Below are 21,188 nucleotides of genomic sequence, written 5' to 3'. Positions count from 1 at the left end.
CTAAAGTCTTGGACGCACGCGGGGTCACAAACCCGGTTTATCTGAAAAATCGTGGTATCGAACCGAGAGATATTGACGCAGAAACCGGGTTTTTTTTGTCTTAGTCCTAAACCAACAACTCAAGATTAGATTCTACTTTTCAACATTCGATCGAGCTTTTGCAAAATAACCACAGCCACAATCACACTCAAAGCCAAACCCAACCAAAAATTATCCGCGGCCCATTTACCTCTATCCAAAGCCAAACCGCCCAGCGGCGGCCCGATTAAATAGCCGATCGCCCAACACTGAGAACTAACCGCCAAATACACGCCGCGCAAAGACTCCGGCGCTAAATCCACCACCAAAGCCGAAGCAAAAGGCGTATAAGTAACAGTCGCCACCGACAAAAAGCTCAAGCCTAAAACAGCTAAAAATAGATTGCCAGTTGCAGCCATTCCCGTCAAGCCGATCGCGATAAATCCCATTCCCCATAGCAGCGCAGAAATCATCAAAGCTTTCGAGTGGGAAAATGGTCTCAAAGCTTTAACAACCGGCAGTTGCAAAGCCACAGTTAAAAACGTGCTAAAAGCAAATAAAACGGTAATTGTACCTGTTGAAAAGCCTTTTCCCGATGTCCCCACCGCGACAAACTTGCTAAAGTACAGCGGCATTGTGGTTTGGATTTGGGAAATATATAATGTGAACAGAGTATTTACTAAAGCATAAACTAGAAGACTTCGATCTTTCAGCGCCACCATCCAGCCATTTTCCCGATTTTTTTTGCCTCTATCCGCTGGATTAGCTGGTTTGTAGGTTTCGGCGATCGCGATCGCCACCACCGCAAACAGCACTAAAAATGAGATACCATCAATAATAAAGAGCGATCGATAGTTCCCCGTTACTGCAATCAACAAACCGCCCAAAATAATCCCAACTTGCAAACCCAAATTATCAGCCAGCCGCGTCAAAGCAAAAGCTTCCTGTCGCTGTTCGCCCTCCGTTAAATCCGCCACCATCGTCTCGGTTGGAGGCCAATACAAACCCACACCCAAACCCATCAGTAAATTGCCCGCAATTAAGCCAACGAAATCATTAGTCGCCGCCAGTACAAAAGAAGCCGCCGCCGAAATAACTGCCGCCAGCAGTAAAGTTCGCCGCCTTCCCCAAAATTTTGAATCACAAAAAGAACCGCCCAAAATTCTGCCGAATATTCCCGAAACTGAACCGCTACCCAAACCAATCCCAACAGCAGTAGCAGATAAACCGACGCCATCGACAAAAAATATCGGCGCGTAAAATAAAGTAAAACCGGTGCCGCTTTGGGAGAGGAATCTGCCGGCGGCAAGAATCCAGACTTGAGGGGGGAGACGGGGCAACCAAGAGGATAATTGAAATTTAGGCATATACAGTTAAATTAGGAGTTATTTCTGGACGCAGAAACCTGCTTTTATACAAAAAATACGTTACCGTGTTTAATCAGAGTCAAAAACAGGTTTCTTTGGTCGCAGTGCATAAGTACTGTGAGTAATTATTAATTTATTCCGTACTTTTTCCGAATTAGTATTAGTTAACCGATGTGATGACAAACATAAGTGAGCTTAACAATTCTTCAGGCTATGTTACACAAAAGTTACCATTAATTTAAAAATACTTAACAGAATTTTAGAAAAAAGTTAGTTAAACTCTAGAAAAGGCCGAAGAAAATTTTAGAGGGTCTAATTATATGACAGCTATTACAACATCAAGAGTGGAATCAATCAAACCGCGATGGCAAGCAATTGTCATGGTGGCCCTAATTTTCTGGCTCAGCGGTAGCCTGATTTTGGATTTAGTAATTATGCCCAGTCTCTACGTATCTGGCATGATGACATCTCCCGAGTTTGCAACAGCCGGAAATTTAATGTTCTGGGGATTCAACCGCGTTGAGTTAATCTGTTCAGGCCTGGTGGCAACGGGTTTGATGGTTTTGAGCAATTTAGTCAGTGACTTCGGCAAGCGCAGCCGCACAGCAATTTTATTATCATTGGTACTTCTAGCGATCGCCCTGATTGACACCTACGCCCTGACACCCCAAATGAGCGCCTTGGGAATGCAGCTAAATCTGTTCGATTCCGCAGCAGAAGTGCCTGCGGGGATGAATCTACTGCACCAAGGCTATTTTGCATTGGAAGCGCTGAAGTTGGCTGTTGCCGGTACCCTGATCGGCTGGTGCTACCAAAACCAAGCGTAATTGACACAATACTCAGAGGTTGAGTTGAGAAAAACTCAACCTTGAGCAGCGGGCATGAATTCACGCCCGCTGCTAATTTTTGAAATTTTGACGTGCTCGTAAACTAGGCTGGAATTGCAGGCATTCGCTCTCTTACGGATTTAATACTCATCGGCGTTAATCTGTGTTTATCTGCACTCATCTGCAGTTAAAAAAATAGAATGTATTAACCGCAGATGACAATGGATTGACGCAGAGATCTAGAAGAGAGATAGGAATAATTCCGCTGCTAACAAATTTGAGATAACTATATTTACGAGTTTTTTTACCGCACAAAAACGGATACTTGCGAACGACTCCTGTTGTGGAGAGAGCAAAAATTTAGACTCTTGTTCAAACTCCCAGATTCATCTGTGGAGTAAATCTAAAATCTAAAATCGACTGACGCCACGCCCTACTCGGATGCTTCCGGTAAATCTGCTTTTGGCCACAGCAAGCGCAAACCCATTACCGCAAATCCGATCGCCGCGAGTCCCTTTACCAGTCGTTCCGGCAACACCTCTGCCGTGCTGAAGCCAATGCCCACGCCGATTAAACTCGCCAGCAGCAGCGCCGACGCCGTACCGAAAAATACAGCCCGCGGCGAGTTACAACTGCTGCCCAGGGCGATCGCAGCTAATTGACTTTTGTCTCCCAGTTCTGACAAAAACACTGTAATAAAACTTAGTCCCAAAAGTTGCCAGTCCATGTTTTTTTTAGTTCTTAGTTAGCTATTGTAGAAATCTAGGACTTACCGACAAAGCAGACAATTAACCCAGCACTTCCCACAGCAAAACCGCCGAAATTGCCAGCAAAATCACTCCGGCTGCTCTCTCCAAAGTTCTCGGAGCAATCCGACTAGCCAGCCACCTTCCCAGCAGCACCCCCAGCAAACTGGTTGCTATCAAAGCCGAACCCGCACCCGCAAAAACGATCCAAGGATTTCGAGATTCAGCCGTCATCAACAAAACTGCTAGCTGAGTTTTGTCTCCAATTTCAGCTAAAAAAATAGTTGCAAAAGTCGAAGCAAAAATTGCCCAGTGCTTCGACTTTAGTTTCTTTTGTTCCTGACAAATATCGGGATTTACAGTCACTGAGAGTTCAGCGGGCTCCGGGGTTAAAGCAGCACAAATATCAGTAACCTCTTTTATTTGTAGTTGTACCTGTTGTGGCAAATCATAATTGAGGTTTACTGAGTCAGAAGCAGACAAGCTTGGCGGAACAGAATCAAGTTTCACAGGCAATGAGTGCTAAAAGCTATTTATTTTTGACTTGTACTTTTGATTCTAACTTTCTCTGTGCGTGCTTTTACCAAACCAGGGTCATCTTTTTTGCCACTGATTTGAGCAACTGATTCCTGGAACAACTCACCGCACCCAAAAAGGGATACAAGCCCCCAGATCGATCTGTCGAGTCAATCTAAAATCTAAAATTGGCTGACGCCTACAAGCCCCCAGACTTATCTGTCGAGTCAATCTAAAATCTAAAATCTAAAATTGACTCACTGACTGGTTTATGTGCCGTAAGTTCGATCGCCCGCATCTCCCAAACCAGGTACAATAAAGCCCTGTTCGTTGACTATTTCGTCGATCGTGGCCGTGTAAATCATCAAACTCGGGTACTCTGCACTCAGCCTCTTCAAAGCCGGAGGAGCAGCCACCACAGAGATAATCCGAATCAAGCTCGGGTCAATTCCCCGCTTCGTCAATTCCTGCATTGTCGCTATAATCGTGCCGCCAGTCGCCAGCATCGGCTCGCTAATTATCACCCGCGTTTCCGGGTTAAACTGCGCCGGCAATTTGTTCAAATAACAAGTCGGTTGCAGCGTCTCCTCATTTCTTGCCATGCCTAGGTGGTAAACCGAAGCCAGCGGTACAACCGTCTGAATTCCTTCGAGCAGAGCCAAACCCGCCCGCAAAATCGGTACCACAACTAACGGAGCTTCCGGGTTGATAAAAGCCGCCGGACATTCTGCCAAAGGCGTCTGCACTGTGGTTTCCACTGTCGGCAGCCATTCTCGAATCGCCTCGTAAGCCAGCCACCTTCCCAATTCCGTCATCGCAGAACGAAAAAGTACCGATGGGGTGGCGGCGTCGCGGGCAACAGCCAGCCAGTGTTTAATTAACGGATGTGGAGGAACGTAAACGCGCAGTTGCAGGGACATTAGGAAATTGGGGAGATTGCTAGGTTTGAAGGATTTTATGGGGTGCGATCGATCTTCTTCGAGGGCTTCCCCAACGGGCGATCGATCGCTCTGTGCAACTTATCACATCCTTGAGGGCGCATACAAGCCAGAGATGGAGTTAGAACCCATTCGCCGATCCACCTCCATGAGCTTATTGAAATATTTTTCTAATAGTATTGACATAAATTAGCAATAAGATTATAGTGATTTTTAGTGTTCTCCTCTCAAAGGATCGGCAGACGGGGGCAGTCGGCAATGGTAGACTGTTCCCGCATTTTTTTTTGAAGCTGGGGCATCGGGCGTTGGGAATCGGGAATCGGGAATCGGGAATCGGGAATCGGGAATCGGGAATCGGGAATCGGGAATCGGGTAATTAATATTCGTTCAACATCTGACGAATGCCTGACGATCGATAATTAATCCGTGTATCCGTATCAAAATCCGTGTCGTGCCTTCTTCCTTCTAGAGCGATCGACTGTAATATTATGGAAATTATTAAGATTTTTAACCTAATGTCAGCTCCTACCCAATCCCAGTTATTTTCTCCCAACTCCCACCCTACACAGCAAGAGTTTGATGTGATTGTCATCGGTTCCGGCATTGGTGGACTCGTGACTGCCACCCAGCTAGCCGCTAAGAAAGTCAAAGTTTTAGTGCTCGAAAGCTATACAATTCCGGGGGGTAGCGCTGGATATTTCGATCGAGAAGGCTACAGATTCGATGTCGGCGCATCCATGATTTTTGGTTTCGGACAGCGTGGCACCACCAACCTCCTCACCCGCGCCCTGAAAGCAGTCAACGTCACCCTAGAAACCATTCCCGACCCCGTACAACTTCACTATCACTTACCCAGTGGCTTAGAACTTGAAGTTCCCCAGGCTTATGATAAATACTTGCAAGAATTAACAGACAGGTTCCCTCACGAACGCGAAGGAATCCACAAATTTTACGGCGAATGCTGGAACGTCTTTAACTGCCTCAACGGGATGGAATTGCTATCCCTAGAAGAACCTGGATATCTAGTCCGAGTCTTTTTTCAGAATCCTTTAGCGTGTTTGGGATTAGTAAAATATCTGCCTCAAAATACTGGCGACATTGCGCGGCGCTACATAAAAGACCCTACTTTGCTGAAATTTATCGACATGGAATGCTACTACTGGTCTGTAGTACCTGCGGACTTAACGCCGATGATTAACGCCGGAATGGTATTTTCCGACAGACATTACGGTGGCATCAATTATCCCAAAGGCGGAGTCGGTCAAATCGCCCAAAAATTAGTAGAAGGATTAGAAAAATGCGGCGGGAAAATTCAATACAAAGCTAAAGCGAAAAAAATTATTACAGAAAACGGCCGCGCTGTCGGAGTCGAGTTAGCCACCGGCGAAGTTTACCGGGCCAAGCGGATAGTTTCTAACGCCACGCGGTGGGATACTTTTGAAAAATTGCTGCCCGCAGAAGAGATGCCCGCTAGCGAGAAGAAATGGCAGCAGCGCTATCAAAAAGCCCCCAGTTTCTTGAGTTTGCATTTGGGAGTAGAAGCAAGCGTAATCCCTGCTGGTAGCGCCTGCCACCACATTTTGTTAGAAGAGTGGGATAAAATGGAAGCGCCAGAGGGAACTGTTTTGGTGTCAATTCCAACCGTGCTTGACGCAGATTTAGCTCCTGCAGGATATCACATAGTTCACGCTTTTACTTCGAGTTGGATAGAACAGTGGGAAGGACTTTCGCAGCATGAATATGAGGATAAAAAAGAAGAGGCGGCAGGGAGAATTATTGAAAGATTAGAAAAGATTTTTCCCGGTTTAGATGCCGGTTTGGATTATATGGAAGTGGGGACAGCGCGTTCTCACCGGCGCTTTTTGGGGCGCGAAGACGGAACTTACGGGCCGATTCCGCGACAGAAGTTAATGGGTTTGCTGGGAATGCCGTTTAATCGAACTTCTATGCCTGGTTTGTATTGTGTGGGTGACAGTACGTTTCCCGGACAGGGTTTAAATGCGGTGGCGTTTTCTGGGTTTGCTTGCGCGCACCGCATTGCGGTTGATTTGGGTTTTTAGGGCTAGTAAATGATTAGACAGAATTAATTACACACTGATTTTTGGCTAGTTTTTTACTAGACAAGGCTTGTAGCCCATAGTTTTGTGTAATTATTAATTGTGTCCTACTTCTTAGTAGGGTGCGTCAGACGGTTCGTTTGAAAGACGAGAGAAAATGCGAGGTTCCTGGCCACCCTACACAAAAACTAAAAACCCGGTTTTTGGGGAAAAACCGGGTTTTAAACTGAAAATTGGCAGTTTTCATTCTTTTACTGAGTTCACTGGTCGTAGCTACCGCCGACGCCGATTTGGGTATTGTAGATTTTGGCATCAGTGATGGTCATATCTTCCATTGATGCGCCGGATACGTCAGCGGTGTTAATGATGGCTGCAGTCAGATTCGCCCGATCGAGGTCTGCGTCATTTAAACTGGCATTAGTCAGGAAAACTGCGGTTAAGTTAGCACCCGTCAAGTTAGCACCCGTTAGGTCAGCACCTTCGAGGTTGGCCTTATATAGGTTTGCTCCTCGTAAATTTGCTTCTCTCAAATCAGCACCAATTAAATGTGCTCCCGTTAAATCTGCTCCAGACAAGTCGCACTTAAAACATTGCCCAGTTGACAGTAACTGTTTGACGTGAACGGGATTTTCAGCGCGCGCCGGGCCAGCTAACAGTAAGGGAGTAATTAAAAAAGTAGCGGCTAATAGATTGCGTTTCATAATCCTTTTTTCCTCACCAGACTCTGTATTTAACTTCTTGTGTTGATATCTACAATCTTACCATGGTTGTTTTCGCAAGTTGCGATCTAATTCACAGATGGGCTGTGATATCGATTGCCCTCAACAACGCCTAGATGGTTTCGACCAGCTAGCAAAACATAATTTCGCAAAACTTAACACTGCCGAACTTCATACAGTGCACTTTTGTAGTAACCTCTTCTAGGTTAGTTAATATAGCCAACCGATGCGTCTTTCTGAAGATGGAGATAATTCGCAATACGAGGGAGGATTTTAGGGATGATCCTATCGCAAAAAGTTCACATAAAATACTGTGTTTTTAATAAAAGTGTCACGAGACTGAAAAATTAATTTAAAATAAAGATAAGCTTATAACTTTATAGGTAGAGGAAAAGCAGTCACTGGCTTGATCCCCAGCCCAAGCTCGGCTGCATTTTTAACAATAAATTTTAATTAGGTCTCAGCAGCCCCGTAAAAATCCACCTAGTGCTTGGAAACCAGCACTTTTTTGGAATGTCGCAGAGTCCACGCGATCGCAAAACTCAATTAAATATGCTCAAAAACGATTCCTCCAAGTATCTGCCAACCTTAGCTCAAGTAATAGACCGCTACCCCTTGACCGTTGCCCCCGATACCCCACTAGCAGAAGTAATTACCCTGATGGGCCAACGGCGCGGAAGTTGCTCTCTAAACGCAGCCATTCCACCAACCGATATCTATCAGCCACTAACAGACATCGCAAATTCCCCCACCTCAAGTGCATTCAGAGACGCGACAGGTATCTGCGTCTTTGTCGTGGAAAAATCCATAGAAAAATTATCCTCGCACTCTGGTTCAAATTCTCAATTGCAAGGAATTTTCACCGAAAGGGATCTTGTCGATTTGATTGCCTCGGGCAAAAACTTAAAAGGTGTCACCATCGCAGAAGTGATGAGGCAGCCTGCAGCAACTCTGACAAAATCCGAGACTCAAGACATTTTCAGCGCCCTAATTCTGCTGGGGCAACGAAGAATTAAGCATCTGCCAATATTGGATAGTGAAGGTCAACTCTTAGGAGTAATCACCCCGGAAAGCATTCGCCAAGCCATGCTCAAACCGGCAAATATCTTAAAAATGCGCCGCGTGAAAGAAGTAATGACCGCACAAGTCATTCAAGCACCTCGCTCCGCGTCAGTTAGGAGTTTAGCTGAGTTGATGGCGCAGCACCGCGTTAGCTGCGTAGTAATTACCGAATCAACAGAATTATCGATGGATTTACCGTTCCCCATTCCAGTAGGTATCGTCACAGAACGGGATATTGTGGAATTTCAAGCTTTAGATATAGATTTGTCGCAAACGATCGCCCAAACTGTGATGAGTACCCCCTTATTTAGCCTCAAGCAAGAAGACTCGCTCTGGGTAGCTCATCAGGAAATGCACGAGCGTTTAGTCCGCAGGTTGGTAGTAACGGGGGAACAGGGAGAACTCCTGGGAATAGTTACTCAAACCAACATACTGCGCGTACTTGACCCGATGGAAATGTCCGGGGCGATCGATGTTCTGCACGATTCAGTGGCAGAAAGAACTAAGGAATTGGAAAAAGCGATCGCATCCCTCAGCTTGACTAACGCCAGACTAGAAAGCGAAATTGCTACCCGCGTGCGGGCAGAGGCCAGACTCCACCTTTTAGAATCTGCTGTAGTGAACGCTAACGACGCAATCGTGATTATGGATGCGGGAGACAGCGATATCTCCGACCCCACAATCATCTATGCCAACGAAGCTTTTACCCAAATGACGGGCTACCTACCCGAAGAAATCATCGGGAAAACCCCCAGTTGCTTGCGCGGCCCAGAAAGCGATCCAACCCAAGTCGCTAAAATTCGCCGTACTTTTTCTCGCCGAGAACCCCTACGCCTGGAATTGATTAACTACCGCAAAGACGGTTCAACATATTGGGTGGAACTCAACAGCGTACCCATTGCCGACACCTTCGGGAACGTTACCCACTGGGTGTCGGTGCAGCGAGATATTACCGATCGCAAGCGCATGGAACAAGCATTTTTTGAAGAAAAAGAACTCGCTCAGGTTACTCTACAATCGATCGGCGATGCCGTAATCACTACTGACGCCGACGGCTGCATTTCCACCCTTAATCCAGTTGCCGAACAACTCACGGGTTGGTCTACCTCGGAAGCTAAGGGTTTGCCCCTCGCCAGCGTGCTGAGAATAGTTGACGAAACTACCAGGCGGCCGACCGAAAATATCGCCGAAATTGCTTTGTGCGAAGGTCGGATTGTTGACCAAGGATACAACAGCTTGCTGATTGACCGCAACAACACCGAATTTGCGATCGACCACTGCGTCGCCCCCATCCACGCTAGCAGCGGCGAAATTGTCGGGGCCGTCGTTGTGTTCCGAGATGTCACGCAAGTGCGAACTCAAGCGCGGCAACTCACCTGGCAGGCAACTCATGACCCCCTGACGCAATTAGTCAACCGCCGGGAATTTGAGTACCAGCTAGAGCACGCCCTACACAGCGCTCAAGGTTACGGGCAAGAACACGTGATGCTTTACCTGGATCTCGATCGCTTCAAAATAGTTAACGACACCTGCGGTCATGCTGCTGGGGACGAACTGCTGCGCCAAATCAGCCAGCTATTTAAAAGCAGTATCCGCAAAACAGATATTTTGGCACGTCTGGGTGGCGATGAATTTGCCGTACTCCTGTACCACTGTCCCGTCGAACGAGGATTGAACGTTGCTGAAACGCTCCTGCGAAGCATTCAGGCATTCCGCTTTGCGTGGCAGGACAAAACTTTTTCGATCGGCGTCAGTATCGGTTTGGTAGCAATCAATCCCAAAACAGCCTCGACATCTGCAATTTTGAGCGCGGTCGATATGGCCTGCTACGCTGCTAAAAATAAAGGTCGCAACCGGGTACAGGTTTATCAAGCAGGCGATCAAGAATTAATCAAACAGCATGGCGAAACCGAGTGGGTGGTGCAAATTCATCAAGCTTTAGAAGAGAATCGCTTTTGCTTGTACTCTCAGCCGATCGTACCTTTGCTCAACTCTCCAACCACCGGAACCCACTGCGAAATCCTCCTGCGCCTCCAGTTGGAAACTGGTGAGTTGGTGTCGCCGATGGCGTTTATTCCGGCTGCAGAACGCTACAACTTGATGCACGCGATCGACCGCTGGGTGATTCGCACTTTATTTAGCCAGTTATCTAAAATTTTCACAGCAAATTTATTAGTCCAAAACCCCGGAGTAGACAGCGATAAAATAGTTACCTTCCCTGCTTGCTCTCTTTTGTCTGATCTGCAATCGTCATTTGGCAAATATCCCAACCTTTATTCAATCAACCTTTCTGGGGACAGCCTCAACGAAGAAAAGTTTATCGAGTTTATTCAGGAACAGTTTTCTATCCATCAAATACCGCCGCAAATAATTTGTTTTGAAATTACCGAAACCGTGGCGATCGGTAATCTCAGTAAGGCAGCTAGCTTGATTTGGCAACTCAAGGAACTAGGCTGCCAGTTTGCCTTGGACGATTTCGGCAGCGGGATGTCTTCCTTTGCTTACCTGAAAAGCTTGCCGGTTGATTATCTCAAAATAGACGGCAATTTTATTAAGCATATTGTCGATAATCCTATTGATGTCGCAATGGTGGAAGCTATTACCAAAATCGCTCACGTCATGGGAATTAAAACTATTGCCGAGTATGTTGAAAATCAAACAATTATGGATAAACTAAATGAACTTGGGGTAGATTATGCTCAAGGTTATCATTTGGGAAAGCCTCAACCTTGTAACTTCACATCTCCTCTTTTAGAGGAATTTTTGGGGGAGTTTCCTATTAATTCTTTGGCTTTTGAAGCTAAGCTGGCTTGTTGAAGAAGGAAGTTGGGCAACGAGCAAACAATGGGATTTAACGGATTTAAGAGAGGGATGTTGAGGGAAGAAGGAAAAGATAAATGTTAATTTCTCATAGGGTTTACTGTTGTTTCAGAATGATTTAACCGCAGAGAACGTAGAGGGCGCTGAGTCTCTTGAAGACAGAGAGGAATAATTCTGATACCAACGAATTTGATATCATATCAATTCCCTATTCCCATTACCCATTCCCCATTACCCATTACCTTCTACATTAGTTTCCGCTGCTTCAATGTACTGACTGTCTAACAGAAAAGCACCTTTTTCAAAGCGAATTCCCCAATAATTGCCGGGACGCCGATCGATCACAACGCCTTCAGCGCCGATCGCAATTAAATTTGCAGGCCGCAGCATCGGCATCGGTTCGGCAGTTTTGACGTAAGGCGGCATCGCCACAACTCTGACTTTTTGACCGATTGTAAATTCTTTTTCCATGAGTTTTATTTCTAAAAAAACACAGCAATAAAGGAATTTTGACAAGAAATTTTTCTGTTTAATTGATTGATTAGGGATGGATAATAAAATGGAGAATCATGAATCATAATCAAGGGAATTACGGCAAAATTATTAATATTTTAGGCTTCCATCTTCGTTATATTCAAGTTCATGATATTTTCCCCCTAACCCTAAGTCATGAAGACATCGTTGGTAGTTTTTGGCTCCCATATCGAAAGGGTTAGTCCTGTTCAATCTTGCCCATTCAGCTATCTTTAGCTGGTTAGTTGCCCCTGAAGCATCGGCTACGGTTTTGACAATCAAATCAAACATTGTTTTCCTTTAAGCTGTCTCTCACTCTACCTCTCTATATTAGCTATATATTCACCTATGGCAATCAAACATTTTTTTCCTCTAAGCTGTATCTCACCCCTAACTCGGACGATCGCCTGTAACACCCCTGACCGATCGCGCTACAATTGTCAATCGGGATGAAAATGGCTGATTAGGAAAGTAGAGGAGTAGGTGTTATGGCTACAAGTCGTCGCATTGAGCGTGTAGCTTCAATGATTAAACGGGAAGTCAGCCTGATGTTGCTGAATGGAATCAAGGACGACCGGGTAGGTGCCGGTATGGTTAGCGTTACCGATGTAATTGTTTCGGGAGACCTTCAGCATACAAAAATTTTTGTCAGCATCTACGGTACTGATGAGGCGAAGGCAGAGACTATGGAGGGTTTGAAATCTGCTACTAGCTACGTCCGCAGTCAGTTGGGCCAACGATTGCAACTGCGCCGGACGCCGGAAGTGATTTTTCTCGAAGACCGTTCTTTGGAACGGGGCGATAAAATGTTGATACTGCTGAATCAGCTTTCTGCCGATCGCAAACCAGGTATGTTTGATGACGAAGAATTGGCTGAGGGCAATGAAAATGATGATGATGATGATTTAGAAGCAGACGAGGATTAGTGTCTGAAGTTAGTCAACAGCTTTCCTGTCAACAGTCCACAGTCAACAGTCAACAATTCCTAAATTTCCCATGATTGACAATCTTTCCTTACCAGAACTGGTGGCCCAGATGTTCGTGGTGCGCGCTTCTGGCTGCTTGTTCGACCACCAAATTCGCTATCCCGAATGGGAACCAACTGCTAGCAAACTCCGCTATTATCTGGAAAAGTTGGGCGTCGGCGGGGTGATTTTGGTGGGGGGAAGTGCTGCGGAATTGGCAGTTCGATCGCACCAATTGCAGTCTTGGGCCAAGTTTCCGCTGCTGCTGGCGGCTGATATTGAGGAAGGTGTCGGTCAGCGGTTCGCGGGGGCGACTTGGTTCGGGCCGCCGATGGCGATTGCTGAAGTGGCGCGACACGATTCAGGTAAAGCCGATCGATATGCTGAACAAATGGGCGCTGTCACTGCGATCGAAGCTAGGGCGATCGGTCTAAATTGGATTCTCGCGCCGGTGGTTGATGTTAACAACAATCCCGACAATCCTGTGATTAATGTCCGCGCTTTTGGCGAGACACCGGAAATTGTCGGAAAATTAGCTGCTGCTTTTATTAGAGGCGCAGGTGAGCACCCGGTTTTGACCACCGCTAAGCATTTTCCCGGCCACGGCGACACGGCGGTTGATTCTCACTTGGAATTGCCGGTTTTGCCACATTCGCCAGCGAGATTGACTGAGGTTGAGTTGCCTCCTTTTGTTGAGGCGATGGCTGCTGGGGTCGATGCTGTGATGAGTGCTCACTTGCTGATTCCGGCTTGGGATGCGGAGTTTCCTGCTACTCTTTCTCGCAAAATTTTGATTGGGAAGCTGCGAGAAGAGTTGGGATTTGAAGGTTTGATCGTGACGGATGCTTTGGTGATGGGTGCGATCGCCAATAAGTACGGCGCTAATGAAGCTGCTGTTTTGGCTGCTGAGGCTGGTGCTGATGTTTTGCTGATGCCGCTTGACCCGGAAGGGGCAATTCTCGCTGTCTGCGAAGCTGTCACTCAAGGGCGACTTTCAGTTGAACAAATCAAGGAATCTGTCAAGCGCATTTGGAAAGCGAAAATAAAGGTGGGTATGTTGATTTCTGACCCCCCCCAACTTGCTAAGGGGGGGAGCAAGAATTTACAATCCCTGGAGTCGATCGACTTAAGTTTGCTGGCAAACCCACAGGCAAGGGCAACTGCTACCGATATTTTGCGAGATTCTTTGAAATTTGGTGGCAATCTACCTTTGCAGGTTGCAAAACCCCCAGAAAACCAGTGTTTGCGGAATTTGATTGTTGTAGATGATGTTTTGGGGTGCGAGTTTTTGGGCAACCACACTCCGGCTATCGCCCTTCCCGAACAGTTTGGTTACGAATTGCAACTGATTGACGATCGCACAGGGGCGATCGCTGATAATACAGGTGCAGAGCATTTTTCTCCGACACTGCTGCAAATTTTCATTCGCGGCAATTGCTTCCGAGGCAGTGCTGGTTTGACCGAAGCAGCTCAAGATTGGTTTAAGAAATTATTAAAAACGGGAGAACTGCAAGCTGTGTTAATTTACGGCAGTCCCTACGTTTTAGAGCAATTTTTGCCACACTTGCCTCCGAGTATTCCTTATGTATTTTGTTTTGGGCAAATGCCGGCAGCGCAATCTCTCGTTCTAGAAGTGCTATTCGGCATTGACGGAACTGGTAATGCTTGAGTTGCCGGACTCCTAAATCTTTCCTTTGCTATTTCCGTCAGGACTTAAATTCATCAACCCGGTTTCTCGCAGGAAATGTTGCCTTTGGTGGCAAAGCATCCAGAAACCGGGAATCCGATGCGGGTTCCTAAGTGCTGAATTGAGCTTTCCAGCAGATCCGCTTGCTAGTCGGGAAAATGTGCTGCTTCTCAACATCCTAAGACAGATCCCATCACTTACTGATGATTCGTATAATTTATTTTTATTTACAGCAGTCAATTGTATAGCTGGATACGGACAAAATTTAACTTCCATATTCGTAAGTTTGGACTATATTATTACCAGGGCCATAAAATTTTTTAGTAAAACATTGAGGGCGCATTATGATTCACTCCACTATTCCCCAAATCCAATACTCTTTAGATGTGATCCAAGATGAAGCGCGTCAGCTCGTGCATGAGGGCGTTCTCAGCCGCCAACAGCCGATCTACACCCTGTGCCAATTCATTCCTCCTCGGGAATGGGCTTGTGTAGAGTGCGAATTAGAAAAATGCGACTTCTTGCTGCGCGATCGGATCGCCGACCTGATAGGTTCTGAACAATGGGACAATGACTAAAGTTTGGTTTTCTTAAATAAGTTGGCAAGTAAACTCCGGCTGTGTTAAAGACTCTTGATTCTTTAATACTGGGAATTTTCGGCGCGCAAATTTTCCAACTCGGCCCTCAGCGCTGCCATGTGTGCAGTTAATTCTTGAATCTCTAGCTTTACGTTAGGCTGTACAACCGAATCGGGAGGAGCATCAGTCGCTGCATCTGATTGCTTGGACGAGACAGGCTCACTGTCTGCATTCTCCCGATCGCCCGGTTGAGAAAAAATAGTATCTACAAAATTCCGGGCTTCTCGCTCAGTTATTTCTCCTTTTTCCAGCAGCTCATCGGCTAGCTGGCCAAAATCTGACTTCAGTTTGTCAAGATTTTCTTCTCGCTTCAGAGGATCTTGCAATGTCTCAATTAAAAAGGAAGTTGCACCTAAAGTTAGGTGAAATCCTGTTTGCAGCATTTGAGGCAGGTTGTCGGGATTCATCTAAAAATGCCGCTAGAACGTTTTTCTGAGTTTTTGGTTCGCTAGTTGCTCCCAAGTCGGGGCGTAAAGCCGCTTCTTAGCGCGAAGATGCTGGCGTTGTGGGTCGCGATCGCCCGGAGTCAGGAAATATCAGCTTTTGGGGGGACGTTTTGTCATTGTGCCAATACTAATCGTATCATTACTTGGTAAATTAACAGATGTCAAGTGTAAAATTTTGTAACTACGAATCGAGACTTTCCCACTGGAAGGCTCAGTCTATTTTAGATTTTAGATTTTAGATAGAACAGGACTTAGGCACTGCGACTAAAAAAACCCGGTGGCTGATTACCCGTGCGTAAGTCCTGTTCTATCCAGTTAAGGATACAACGCTTCCCCGGTGGAAGGGTCAAATATAAATAGTCGATCGAAGTCAAGCTGTACCTTCAGCCGATCGCCCGATCGCAAGCGAACACTCGCAGGTATTTGTAACTGTACAGTAGTTTCAGCGCTCAACAACGGCAAACTCGCCCGAATTAAAGTTTCTCGGCCCAGAGGTTCCACTACTTTTACCTCTACATCAAGAGGGACTTTTTCTAAGGCCCAAACATCGGTTTTCAAATCATCTTCTTCTGCAGTTTGTGGCGTAAAGATTTCTATATTTTCTGGACGGATGCCTAAATCAAATCCTTGTCCTTCTCTCGCGTGCAATTTTTTCTGAATCGAGGGCGGACAGGCTAAATGTTGATTTCCTACTTGAAAAGATTCGTTAGTATATATTACAGGCAAAATGTTCATGGCGGGATTGCCTAAAAATGTCGCCACCATGCGGTTCGCTGGTTTGGCATAAATGCTTTGCGGGTCTCCAATTTGTTGAATTTTTCCCCCATTTAACACGACAATCTTATCAGCTAAAGTCATCGCTTCCACTTGGTCGTGAGTGACGTAAATTGTGGTAATTCCCAGCCGTTGATGCAGTTGTTTGAGTTCTGCTCTAGTGTCGTCTCGCAGTTGAGCATCGAGATTAGAAAGCGGTTCATCTAAAAGAAATACTTTCGGTTCGCGGGCGATCGCCCTTCCGAGTGCTACACGCTGCTGCTGCCCGCCTGATAGCTGTTTGGGCTTACGCTTGAGGAGGTGGTCGATCGAGAGCGATCGGGCTACTGTTTCGACTCGTTCTTGAATTTTAGTCTGGTCAACATTCCGCATCCGCAATCCAAATGCCAAGTTTTCGGCGACAGTCATGTGCGGATAAAGCGCGTAATTTTGAAACACCATTGCTACATCCCGCTGTCTCGCCGGAATGTTGTTAACTAAATTATCTCCGATGTAAAGATTGCCGGAAGTTGCGGTTTCTAAACCTGCAATTGTCCGCATAATTGTGGATTTCCCGCAGCCGGATGGCCCGACTAATACCCAAAATTCCCCGTCCGGAATTTTGAAGCTGATGTTTTCGATCGCGGTGACGTTTTGGTAGCGTCGGGTAATATTTTCTAAGCGAACATTTGCCATTTTGTGACTGTAATTGATAATTGATAATTAGTGATTTTTACCTTCAGTTTTCAGCCTTCAGAAAACTGTTCCAATTCTAAAACTGTGCGGTCTAATTCTTCAACTATAGGCGTTAACTCAGCTTGGCGGAATGCTTCTACTAAAGAACGATAATACCAGAGAGAACCCTCTTTGCCACCTTTGAAGCGTTCCCAAACAACGTCACCCAATTGACGGTAATCTTTCAGGATCGATCGAACATTATAAAGTTTATCAGCAGCCGAGACTAATCTGACGGAGCCAGAAGCTGTAGAAATGCGATCGATATAAGCTTGCTTTCGCTGACGCCAAGGGGGTTTCGGCGTCTCGTCACTGTCGGTACAGCCGTCTACAATCGCTGTGACGGTATCGCCAAAGCGGTGGCGGATGGCTTCGCGGGAGGTGGGGCCGCCTCGATCTTCGATCGCATCGTGAAGCAAAGCTGCGATCGCCTCATCTTCATTTGCCCCATATTCTAAAGCTATACTAGCAGTGCCCAACAAATGGGCAATGTAGGGAACGCCGGAACCTTTGCGAAGTTGGGTAGCGTGCAATTCCGCTGCATAGGTGAGGGCTTCAGAAAAACGGTTTGAGAGAATCATGAAAGTCACCTTTCTGAATTGCTATGATATATAAATTGTCGGGCTAAGTTGAAAAAACCAAATCTACCAATTTCAATCATGTCATTAAATGCGATCGAGAGCGATCGCTTGTAAAGTTATAATAGTTAAACAGAGGTTCCGAGCATGACAGCTACTATAATTATACCCAAAAATGCCGACCAAAACTCCGAGTTAGAATCACATCCTCAATTAGAAAATACACCAAAAATTTCCCACGAATCTGAGCCTAAAAAAGTCATATCTCTTGAAGATTTTTTAGTCAGACCTGCTGATAGAATGGAATGGGTTGACGGCAACTTAGTGGAGAAAACAGGAATGACATTCAAGCACGGTCTGGCTCAATCTAAATTATCGAGCTACTGGAGAAATTACAAAAATTCCAGCGGACAGGGAGGAAAAGTTGTTACAGAAGTCCTTTGCCGCACTAGCAAGCGGGGCCCCCGTCCCGATGTTGCTTATATTACTCCTGAATTGTTGCCAGAATCAGGCAATTTTACAGCATTTTCCCAAAGTTTTCCTTTGATAGCAGAAGTTGCTTCCCCCGAAGATAGCGGCGAAGAGTTATTTGCGAAAGCTCAGGAATATTTGGAATCGGGATGTTTAGAAGTTTGGTTGCTATTTCCTGAAGCTAGATTAATATTTGTGAATGCAGGGCAACGCTGGCGGTTGTTTAATGCGGATGAAGTGGTTAACACTCAAAGTGTGCTTGCAGGTTTTAGCGTAGCCGTCAGTGAATTGTTGGCTTGAGTAATGTGTTAAACTAATTTGTTATTAAAACCATAAAACTTAAATTTAAGGTAAAATTTTTCATATTAAGACTTGGTTTAATGAATATGTGGCAGGGTTTAAATCGAGTTTAAGATAGCTCCAACTAAAGGGAACGAAATAAGTATTGATACATTCGATCGCGCTCGATATATAAAGTTCCGCTTTTTCCAATCAACGTCAAAGACTTTTTTCGGGATTTTAAAGAGAGAGGGGGTGGAAAAATTTGCTGAACAATCTACGTTTAATTGTACAACAGGAGAGGGGCTTCTAAACTAATGCAATTTTGGCTCAAAGTATTTCTTCTTCCTGAGCTTTCTGTGGGCTTCAATCGATTAATTACTTTTATGAATCGGTTTCCGGCAGCCATTCCTGTAATTGAAGATGAGCCGGATTTTCACTTTTCCTCCGTCTACAGTGAGAAAAAAGCGATAGTTTTAATTATTGAGCTGTGTAAAATATTTAAATTTCAACTCTCAACTAAAACAGGGCGGTGGCTAACAACAGCCACCGCCCTCAAGATAGTATTGCGCTATCTAAGTCTGTGCTTACGCAGGAAGCAAGACTGAATCAATAATGTGGATGACGCCATTATCAGCAGCCACATCGGCTGTTGTAACGGTAGAATCATTGATTTTGACGCCATTGGAAGCATCAATTTTCACTTCTGAACCTTCAACTGTCTTGGCAGATTTCAGATTGACCACATCAGCGGCCATAACTTTGCCAGAAACGACATGATAAGTCAAGATTTTTGTGAGCTTAGGAATGTCCTTAAGCAGTGCTTCTACAGTACCTGCGGGAAGCTTAGCAAAAGCTTCGTCAGTAGGCGCAAAAACTGTGAAGGGGCCAGCGCCTTTGAGAGTATCTACTAAACCCGCAGCTTTGACAGCAGCAACTAGGGTTGTAAAAGATCCAGCCGAAACGGCGGTATCAACGATATCAGCCAAGTGAGTCACCTAGTTTTTGTAATCTATAAATCACTATAACGCTAAAAAGTTAATTTAGCTACATTAATTTTTTCTCTAGTTCTGTCTGGTTTTCTGATTATTTAAGATAACATTTTTTTATTTAACTAATTTCATAAAATACCTATCTAAAGGTAGATATTTTTTTGGATATTTTACTGTAGTTTAATTTATTTATGTAATCCTAAATACATTAGTAAGACGATCGCACAGGCGCGCTTTTTAAACTAAAGGCAGCGGGGAGACAGCATCACCCTGCTAGAGCATTTTGATTGACTTGGCAAAACATTCAACATTAAGCACAGCGCTAAGGCCCCGTAAAACCCACCACCCCGACAGATGGCAACAGTTTGTGAAATCCCGATCTAAACTGTTAACAACCATTAACTAGCGGAAGGGTGACATGAGATACAAACTACTAGGTCACAGCGGACTTCGCGTTTCCGAAATCTGCCTAGGAACCATGACTTTTGGGGAAGAGTGGGGTTGGGGGAGCTCCTACGACGAAAGCCGGAAAATGTTCGACGCCTTTGCAGAAGCGGGCGGCAATTTCATTGATACCGCGAATCTCTACACCAACGGTACTAGCGAAAAATATGTCGGTGAGTTGATCGCAGACGATCGCGAAAAATGGGTAGTTGCCACTAAGTATAGCCTCAACATGAAAAACGGCGAAATCAACGGTTTCGGCAACCACCGCAAAAATATGGTGCAAGCAGTAGAAGCAAGTTTGAAGCGATTGCAAGTTGAATACATAGATTTGCTGTGGCTGCACGCTTGGGATTTCACCACACCAGTCGAAGAAGTGATGCGCGCTTTTGACGATTTGGTACGCGCCGGCAAAGTTCTTTATATCGGCATTTCCGATACGCCAGCTTGGATTATTTCTCAAGCAAATACGATCGCCAATCTGCGCGGCTGGACACCATTTATCGGCTTGCAAATCGAGTATTCTTTAAAAGAGCGAACTCCAGAACGGGACTTGATCCCTATGGCAAAAGCCTTTGATATTGGCGTCACTGCTTGGAGCCCTTTAGCAGCCGGTTTGCTGACAGGAAAATACAACACTTCAGAAACAGCCAGCGAAGCTAAACGGCTGAATTCACCTGAATCGGGAAAAATTAACGAACGAGACCTAAAAATTGCTGACGAAGTTAGCAAAATAGCAGCCGAAATTGGCAAACCTGCTTCTCAAGTAGCCCTAAATTGGCTGATCCAACAGCCTGTCGAAGTTATTCCGATTGTAGGTTCGCGTAAACTCTCACAACTTCAGGAAAATCTCGCTTGTTTGGAGTTTGAATTAACTCCCGAACAAATGCAGCAGTTAGACCAAGTAAGTGCAATTGAATTGGGTTTTCCTCACGATTTCTTAAAGAGTTCGACGGTGCAAGATTTTGCCTTTGGAGGTGGAATCGCCAAGATTGACAGCCGCCGACTGTAAAGTTGCTGCCATTTTCTAGTCGCGGGTTTACGTTGATATTTTGCGTTTGATTGCAGATATCGGCGAACCCGCCTTTAGAGGGATGATTGGCATTTGTGCTGTGGGCGCGAGGTTAAACCGACACCCACAGCGCCAATGTCATCATCTTGGTTTCTTCCCACAGACTCGCGCAAAATCTTAGGTTTATCGTTGCGGTTGCCTGGTTTCTGTGATATTGTTGAGACAGGTGCTGTTCGGTGAGTTTAACCTCACTCCATAAACTGTCAATTGTTAATCTATCGGAAGTCAGAAATCTCTGGCGCGACTTGGTATATTAGGATACAAATTTGCCAAATTAGCGATCGGATGAGTTAAAAAAAAGCAAGGTTTGTCAAATCAAAAAGCAACATAAACTTGATGGCAAATTTTCTATCATCTCCAAATAAAGCAATTAAACTCGCTCTTTTTTCACCCCGTACGTGCCAGTAAAGAGTCATTTTACAAGGTCGATCGGCATTTTAACGGCTTTGGAACCCAGCCTGCAAGCTAGGTGTCTCCTGAGATAAAAGTCATCCTTCAGATAGAAGTTAGGGCAGAAAAATTGAGTTACATTTAACAACAATAGC

Annotated in this window: 19 protein-coding genes; 9 read left to right on the top strand and 10 right to left on the bottom strand. The window is 45.4% G+C overall.

From position 1 onward, the window contains the following. Positions 1-125: 125 nt before the first annotated feature. A complete protein-coding gene (locus QUA23_RS10180; protein WP_333074812.1) occupies positions 126-1,385 on the bottom strand; it encodes an MFS transporter in 1,260 nt (419 codons plus the stop codon). Positions 1,386-1,705: 320 nt separating this feature from the next. On the opposite strand from QUA23_RS10180, the gene QUA23_RS10175 reads away from it, so the two are divergent. Continuing rightward, positions 1,706-2,212, top strand: a complete 507-nt coding sequence (locus tag QUA23_RS10175; RefSeq protein ID WP_333074814.1) for a hypothetical protein — start codon at positions 1,706-1,708, stop codon at positions 2,210-2,212. A 433-nt stretch (positions 2,213-2,645) separates the two neighbouring features. Here QUA23_RS10175 and QUA23_RS10170 read toward each other — a convergent pair whose 3' ends face one another. The 3 genes from QUA23_RS10170 to upp form a co-directional block, all read right to left on the bottom strand. Further along, positions 2,646-2,939 (bottom strand): TMEM165/GDT1 family protein, encoded by a 294-nt coding sequence (locus tag QUA23_RS10170; RefSeq protein WP_333074815.1) that lies wholly within the window; start codon positions 2,937-2,939, stop codon positions 2,646-2,648. Positions 2,940-3,000: 61 nt separating this feature from the next. Next, the gene (locus QUA23_RS10165) at positions 3,001-3,468 is read right to left on the bottom strand and encodes a TMEM165/GDT1 family protein (protein WP_333074817.1); all 468 of its coding nucleotides are present in this window, start codon (positions 3,466-3,468) and stop codon (positions 3,001-3,003) included. A gap of 275 nt (positions 3,469-3,743) precedes the next feature. Next, positions 3,744-4,394, bottom strand: coding sequence for a uracil phosphoribosyltransferase (upp, locus tag QUA23_RS10160; protein WP_333074819.1), 651 nt, complete (start codon positions 4,392-4,394; stop codon positions 3,744-3,746). Between the two features lie 25 nt (positions 4,395-4,419). On the opposite strand from upp, the gene QUA23_RS10155 reads away from it, so the two are divergent. Both QUA23_RS10155 and crtH read left to right on the top strand, forming a co-directional pair. Continuing rightward, entirely contained in the window at positions 4,420-4,605 is a 186-nt protein-coding gene (locus tag QUA23_RS10155; protein ID WP_333074820.1) for a hypothetical protein, read from the top strand. A 322-nt stretch (positions 4,606-4,927) separates the two neighbouring features. Then, positions 4,928-6,472, top strand: coding sequence for a carotenoid isomerase (gene crtH / locus QUA23_RS10150; protein ID WP_333074821.1), 1,545 nt, complete (start codon positions 4,928-4,930; stop codon positions 6,470-6,472). A gap of 257 nt (positions 6,473-6,729) precedes the next feature. On the opposite strand, the gene QUA23_RS10145 is transcribed toward crtH, so the two are convergent. Then, positions 6,730-7,170: a pentapeptide repeat-containing protein gene (locus QUA23_RS10145; RefSeq protein WP_333067914.1), complete on the bottom strand. Its 441-nt coding sequence runs from the start codon at positions 7,168-7,170 to the stop codon at positions 6,730-6,732. Between the two features lie 531 nt (positions 7,171-7,701). On the opposite strand from QUA23_RS10145, the gene QUA23_RS10140 reads away from it, so the two are divergent. Then, positions 7,702-11,067 (top strand): EAL domain-containing protein, encoded by a 3,366-nt coding sequence (locus tag QUA23_RS10140; RefSeq protein WP_333074823.1) that lies wholly within the window; start codon positions 7,702-7,704, stop codon positions 11,065-11,067. Between the two features lie 234 nt (positions 11,068-11,301). Here QUA23_RS10140 and sipA read toward each other — a convergent pair whose 3' ends face one another. Then, positions 11,302-11,541, bottom strand: coding sequence for a regulatory protein SipA (sipA, locus tag QUA23_RS10135; protein ID WP_333067909.1), 240 nt, complete (start codon positions 11,539-11,541; stop codon positions 11,302-11,304). 530 nt (positions 11,542-12,071) lie between these two features. Here sipA and rbfA point away from each other — a divergent pair. The 3 genes from rbfA (at position 12,072) to QUA23_RS10120 (ending at position 14,813) form a co-directional block, all read left to right on the top strand. Further along, positions 12,072-12,509, top strand: coding sequence for a 30S ribosome-binding factor RbfA (gene rbfA, locus QUA23_RS10130; protein WP_333074824.1), 438 nt, complete (start codon positions 12,072-12,074; stop codon positions 12,507-12,509). Between the two features lie 70 nt (positions 12,510-12,579). Then, complete coding sequence (locus QUA23_RS10125; RefSeq protein ID WP_333074825.1) at positions 12,580-14,217, top strand: glycoside hydrolase family 3 N-terminal domain-containing protein; 1,638 nt, start codon at positions 12,580-12,582, stop codon at positions 14,215-14,217. Positions 14,218-14,579: 362 nt separating this feature from the next. Further along, entirely contained in the window at positions 14,580-14,813 is a 234-nt protein-coding gene (locus QUA23_RS10120; RefSeq protein WP_333074828.1) for a DUF4327 family protein, read from the top strand. Between the two features lie 62 nt (positions 14,814-14,875). Here QUA23_RS10120 and QUA23_RS10115 read toward each other — a convergent pair whose 3' ends face one another. The 3 genes from QUA23_RS10115 to QUA23_RS10105 form a co-directional block, all read right to left on the bottom strand. After that, positions 14,876-15,280 (bottom strand): hypothetical protein, encoded by a 405-nt coding sequence (locus QUA23_RS10115; protein ID WP_333074829.1) that lies wholly within the window; start codon positions 15,278-15,280, stop codon positions 14,876-14,878. Positions 15,281-15,634: 354 nt separating this feature from the next. Further along, positions 15,635-16,768, bottom strand: coding sequence for an ABC transporter ATP-binding protein (locus tag QUA23_RS10110; RefSeq protein WP_333074831.1), 1,134 nt, complete (start codon positions 16,766-16,768; stop codon positions 15,635-15,637). Positions 16,769-16,818: 50 nt separating this feature from the next. Next, entirely contained in the window at positions 16,819-17,388 is a 570-nt protein-coding gene (locus QUA23_RS10105; RefSeq protein WP_333074832.1) for an HD domain-containing protein, read from the bottom strand. 144 nt (positions 17,389-17,532) lie between these two features. Between QUA23_RS10105 and QUA23_RS10100 the strand changes: the two genes are divergently transcribed. Next, positions 17,533-18,156 carry a Uma2 family endonuclease gene (locus QUA23_RS10100; protein WP_333074833.1) on the top strand — a complete coding sequence of 208 codons (624 nt, stop codon included), beginning with the start codon at positions 17,533-17,535 and terminating at the stop codon, positions 18,154-18,156. 566 nt (positions 18,157-18,722) lie between these two features. Here QUA23_RS10100 and QUA23_RS10095 read toward each other — a convergent pair. Further along, positions 18,723-19,124, bottom strand: a complete 402-nt coding sequence (locus tag QUA23_RS10095) for a fasciclin domain-containing protein (protein WP_333074860.1) — start codon at positions 19,122-19,124, stop codon at positions 18,723-18,725. A gap of 421 nt (positions 19,125-19,545) precedes the next feature. On the opposite strand from QUA23_RS10095, the gene QUA23_RS10090 reads away from it, so the two are divergent. Continuing rightward, positions 19,546-20,583 (top strand): aldo/keto reductase, encoded by a 1,038-nt coding sequence (locus QUA23_RS10090; RefSeq protein WP_333074836.1) that lies wholly within the window; start codon positions 19,546-19,548, stop codon positions 20,581-20,583. The last annotated feature ends 605 nt before the right edge of the window (positions 20,584-21,188 follow it).

It is taken from the genome of Microcoleus sp. Pol1C5 (assembly GCF_036701115.1).
Classification (GTDB): Bacteria; Cyanobacteriota; Cyanobacteriia; order Cyanobacteriales; family Microcoleaceae; genus Microcoleus.
Note: the sequence above shows the minus strand (reverse complement) of the source record. Positions and strands in the feature narration are given on the sequence as shown.

Excerpts from the sequence above, each read along its gene's own strand:
- QUA23_RS10120 (WP_333074828.1), top strand. The coding sequence starts at position 14,580 with ATGATTCACTCCACTATTCCCCAAATCCAATACTCTTTAGATGTGATC.
- QUA23_RS10170 (WP_333074815.1), bottom strand. The coding sequence starts at position 2,939 with ATGGACTGGCAACTTTTGGGACTAAGTTTTATTACAGTGTTTTTGTCA.
- rbfA (WP_333074824.1), top strand. The coding sequence starts at position 12,072 with ATGGCTACAAGTCGTCGCATTGAGCGTGTAGCTTCAATGATTAAACGG.
- QUA23_RS10090 (WP_333074836.1), top strand. The coding sequence starts at position 19,546 with ATGAGATACAAACTACTAGGTCACAGCGGACTTCGCGTTTCCGAAATC.
- QUA23_RS10105 (WP_333074832.1), bottom strand. The coding sequence starts at position 17,388 with ATGATTCTCTCAAACCGTTTTTCTGAAGCCCTCACCTATGCAGCGGAA.
- QUA23_RS10140 (WP_333074823.1), top strand. The coding sequence starts at position 7,702 with ATGTCGCAGAGTCCACGCGATCGCAAAACTCAATTAAATATGCTCAAA.
- QUA23_RS10115 (WP_333074829.1), bottom strand. The coding sequence starts at position 15,280 with ATGAATCCCGACAACCTGCCTCAAATGCTGCAAACAGGATTTCACCTA.
- QUA23_RS10125 (WP_333074825.1), top strand. The coding sequence starts at position 12,580 with ATGATTGACAATCTTTCCTTACCAGAACTGGTGGCCCAGATGTTCGTG.
- QUA23_RS10100 (WP_333074833.1), top strand. The coding sequence starts at position 17,533 with ATGACAGCTACTATAATTATACCCAAAAATGCCGACCAAAACTCCGAG.
- QUA23_RS10175 (WP_333074814.1), top strand. The coding sequence starts at position 1,706 with ATGACAGCTATTACAACATCAAGAGTGGAATCAATCAAACCGCGATGG.
- crtH (WP_333074821.1), top strand. The coding sequence starts at position 4,928 with ATGTCAGCTCCTACCCAATCCCAGTTATTTTCTCCCAACTCCCACCCT.
- QUA23_RS10110 (WP_333074831.1), bottom strand. The coding sequence starts at position 16,768 with ATGGCAAATGTTCGCTTAGAAAATATTACCCGACGCTACCAAAACGTC.
- QUA23_RS10180 (WP_333074812.1), bottom strand. The coding sequence starts at position 1,385 with ATGCCTAAATTTCAATTATCCTCTTGGTTGCCCCGTCTCCCCCCTCAA.
- upp (WP_333074819.1), bottom strand. The coding sequence starts at position 4,394 with ATGTCCCTGCAACTGCGCGTTTACGTTCCTCCACATCCGTTAATTAAA.
- sipA (WP_333067909.1), bottom strand. The coding sequence starts at position 11,541 with ATGGAAAAAGAATTTACAATCGGTCAAAAAGTCAGAGTTGTGGCGATG.
- QUA23_RS10145 (WP_333067914.1), bottom strand. The coding sequence starts at position 7,170 with ATGAAACGCAATCTATTAGCCGCTACTTTTTTAATTACTCCCTTACTG.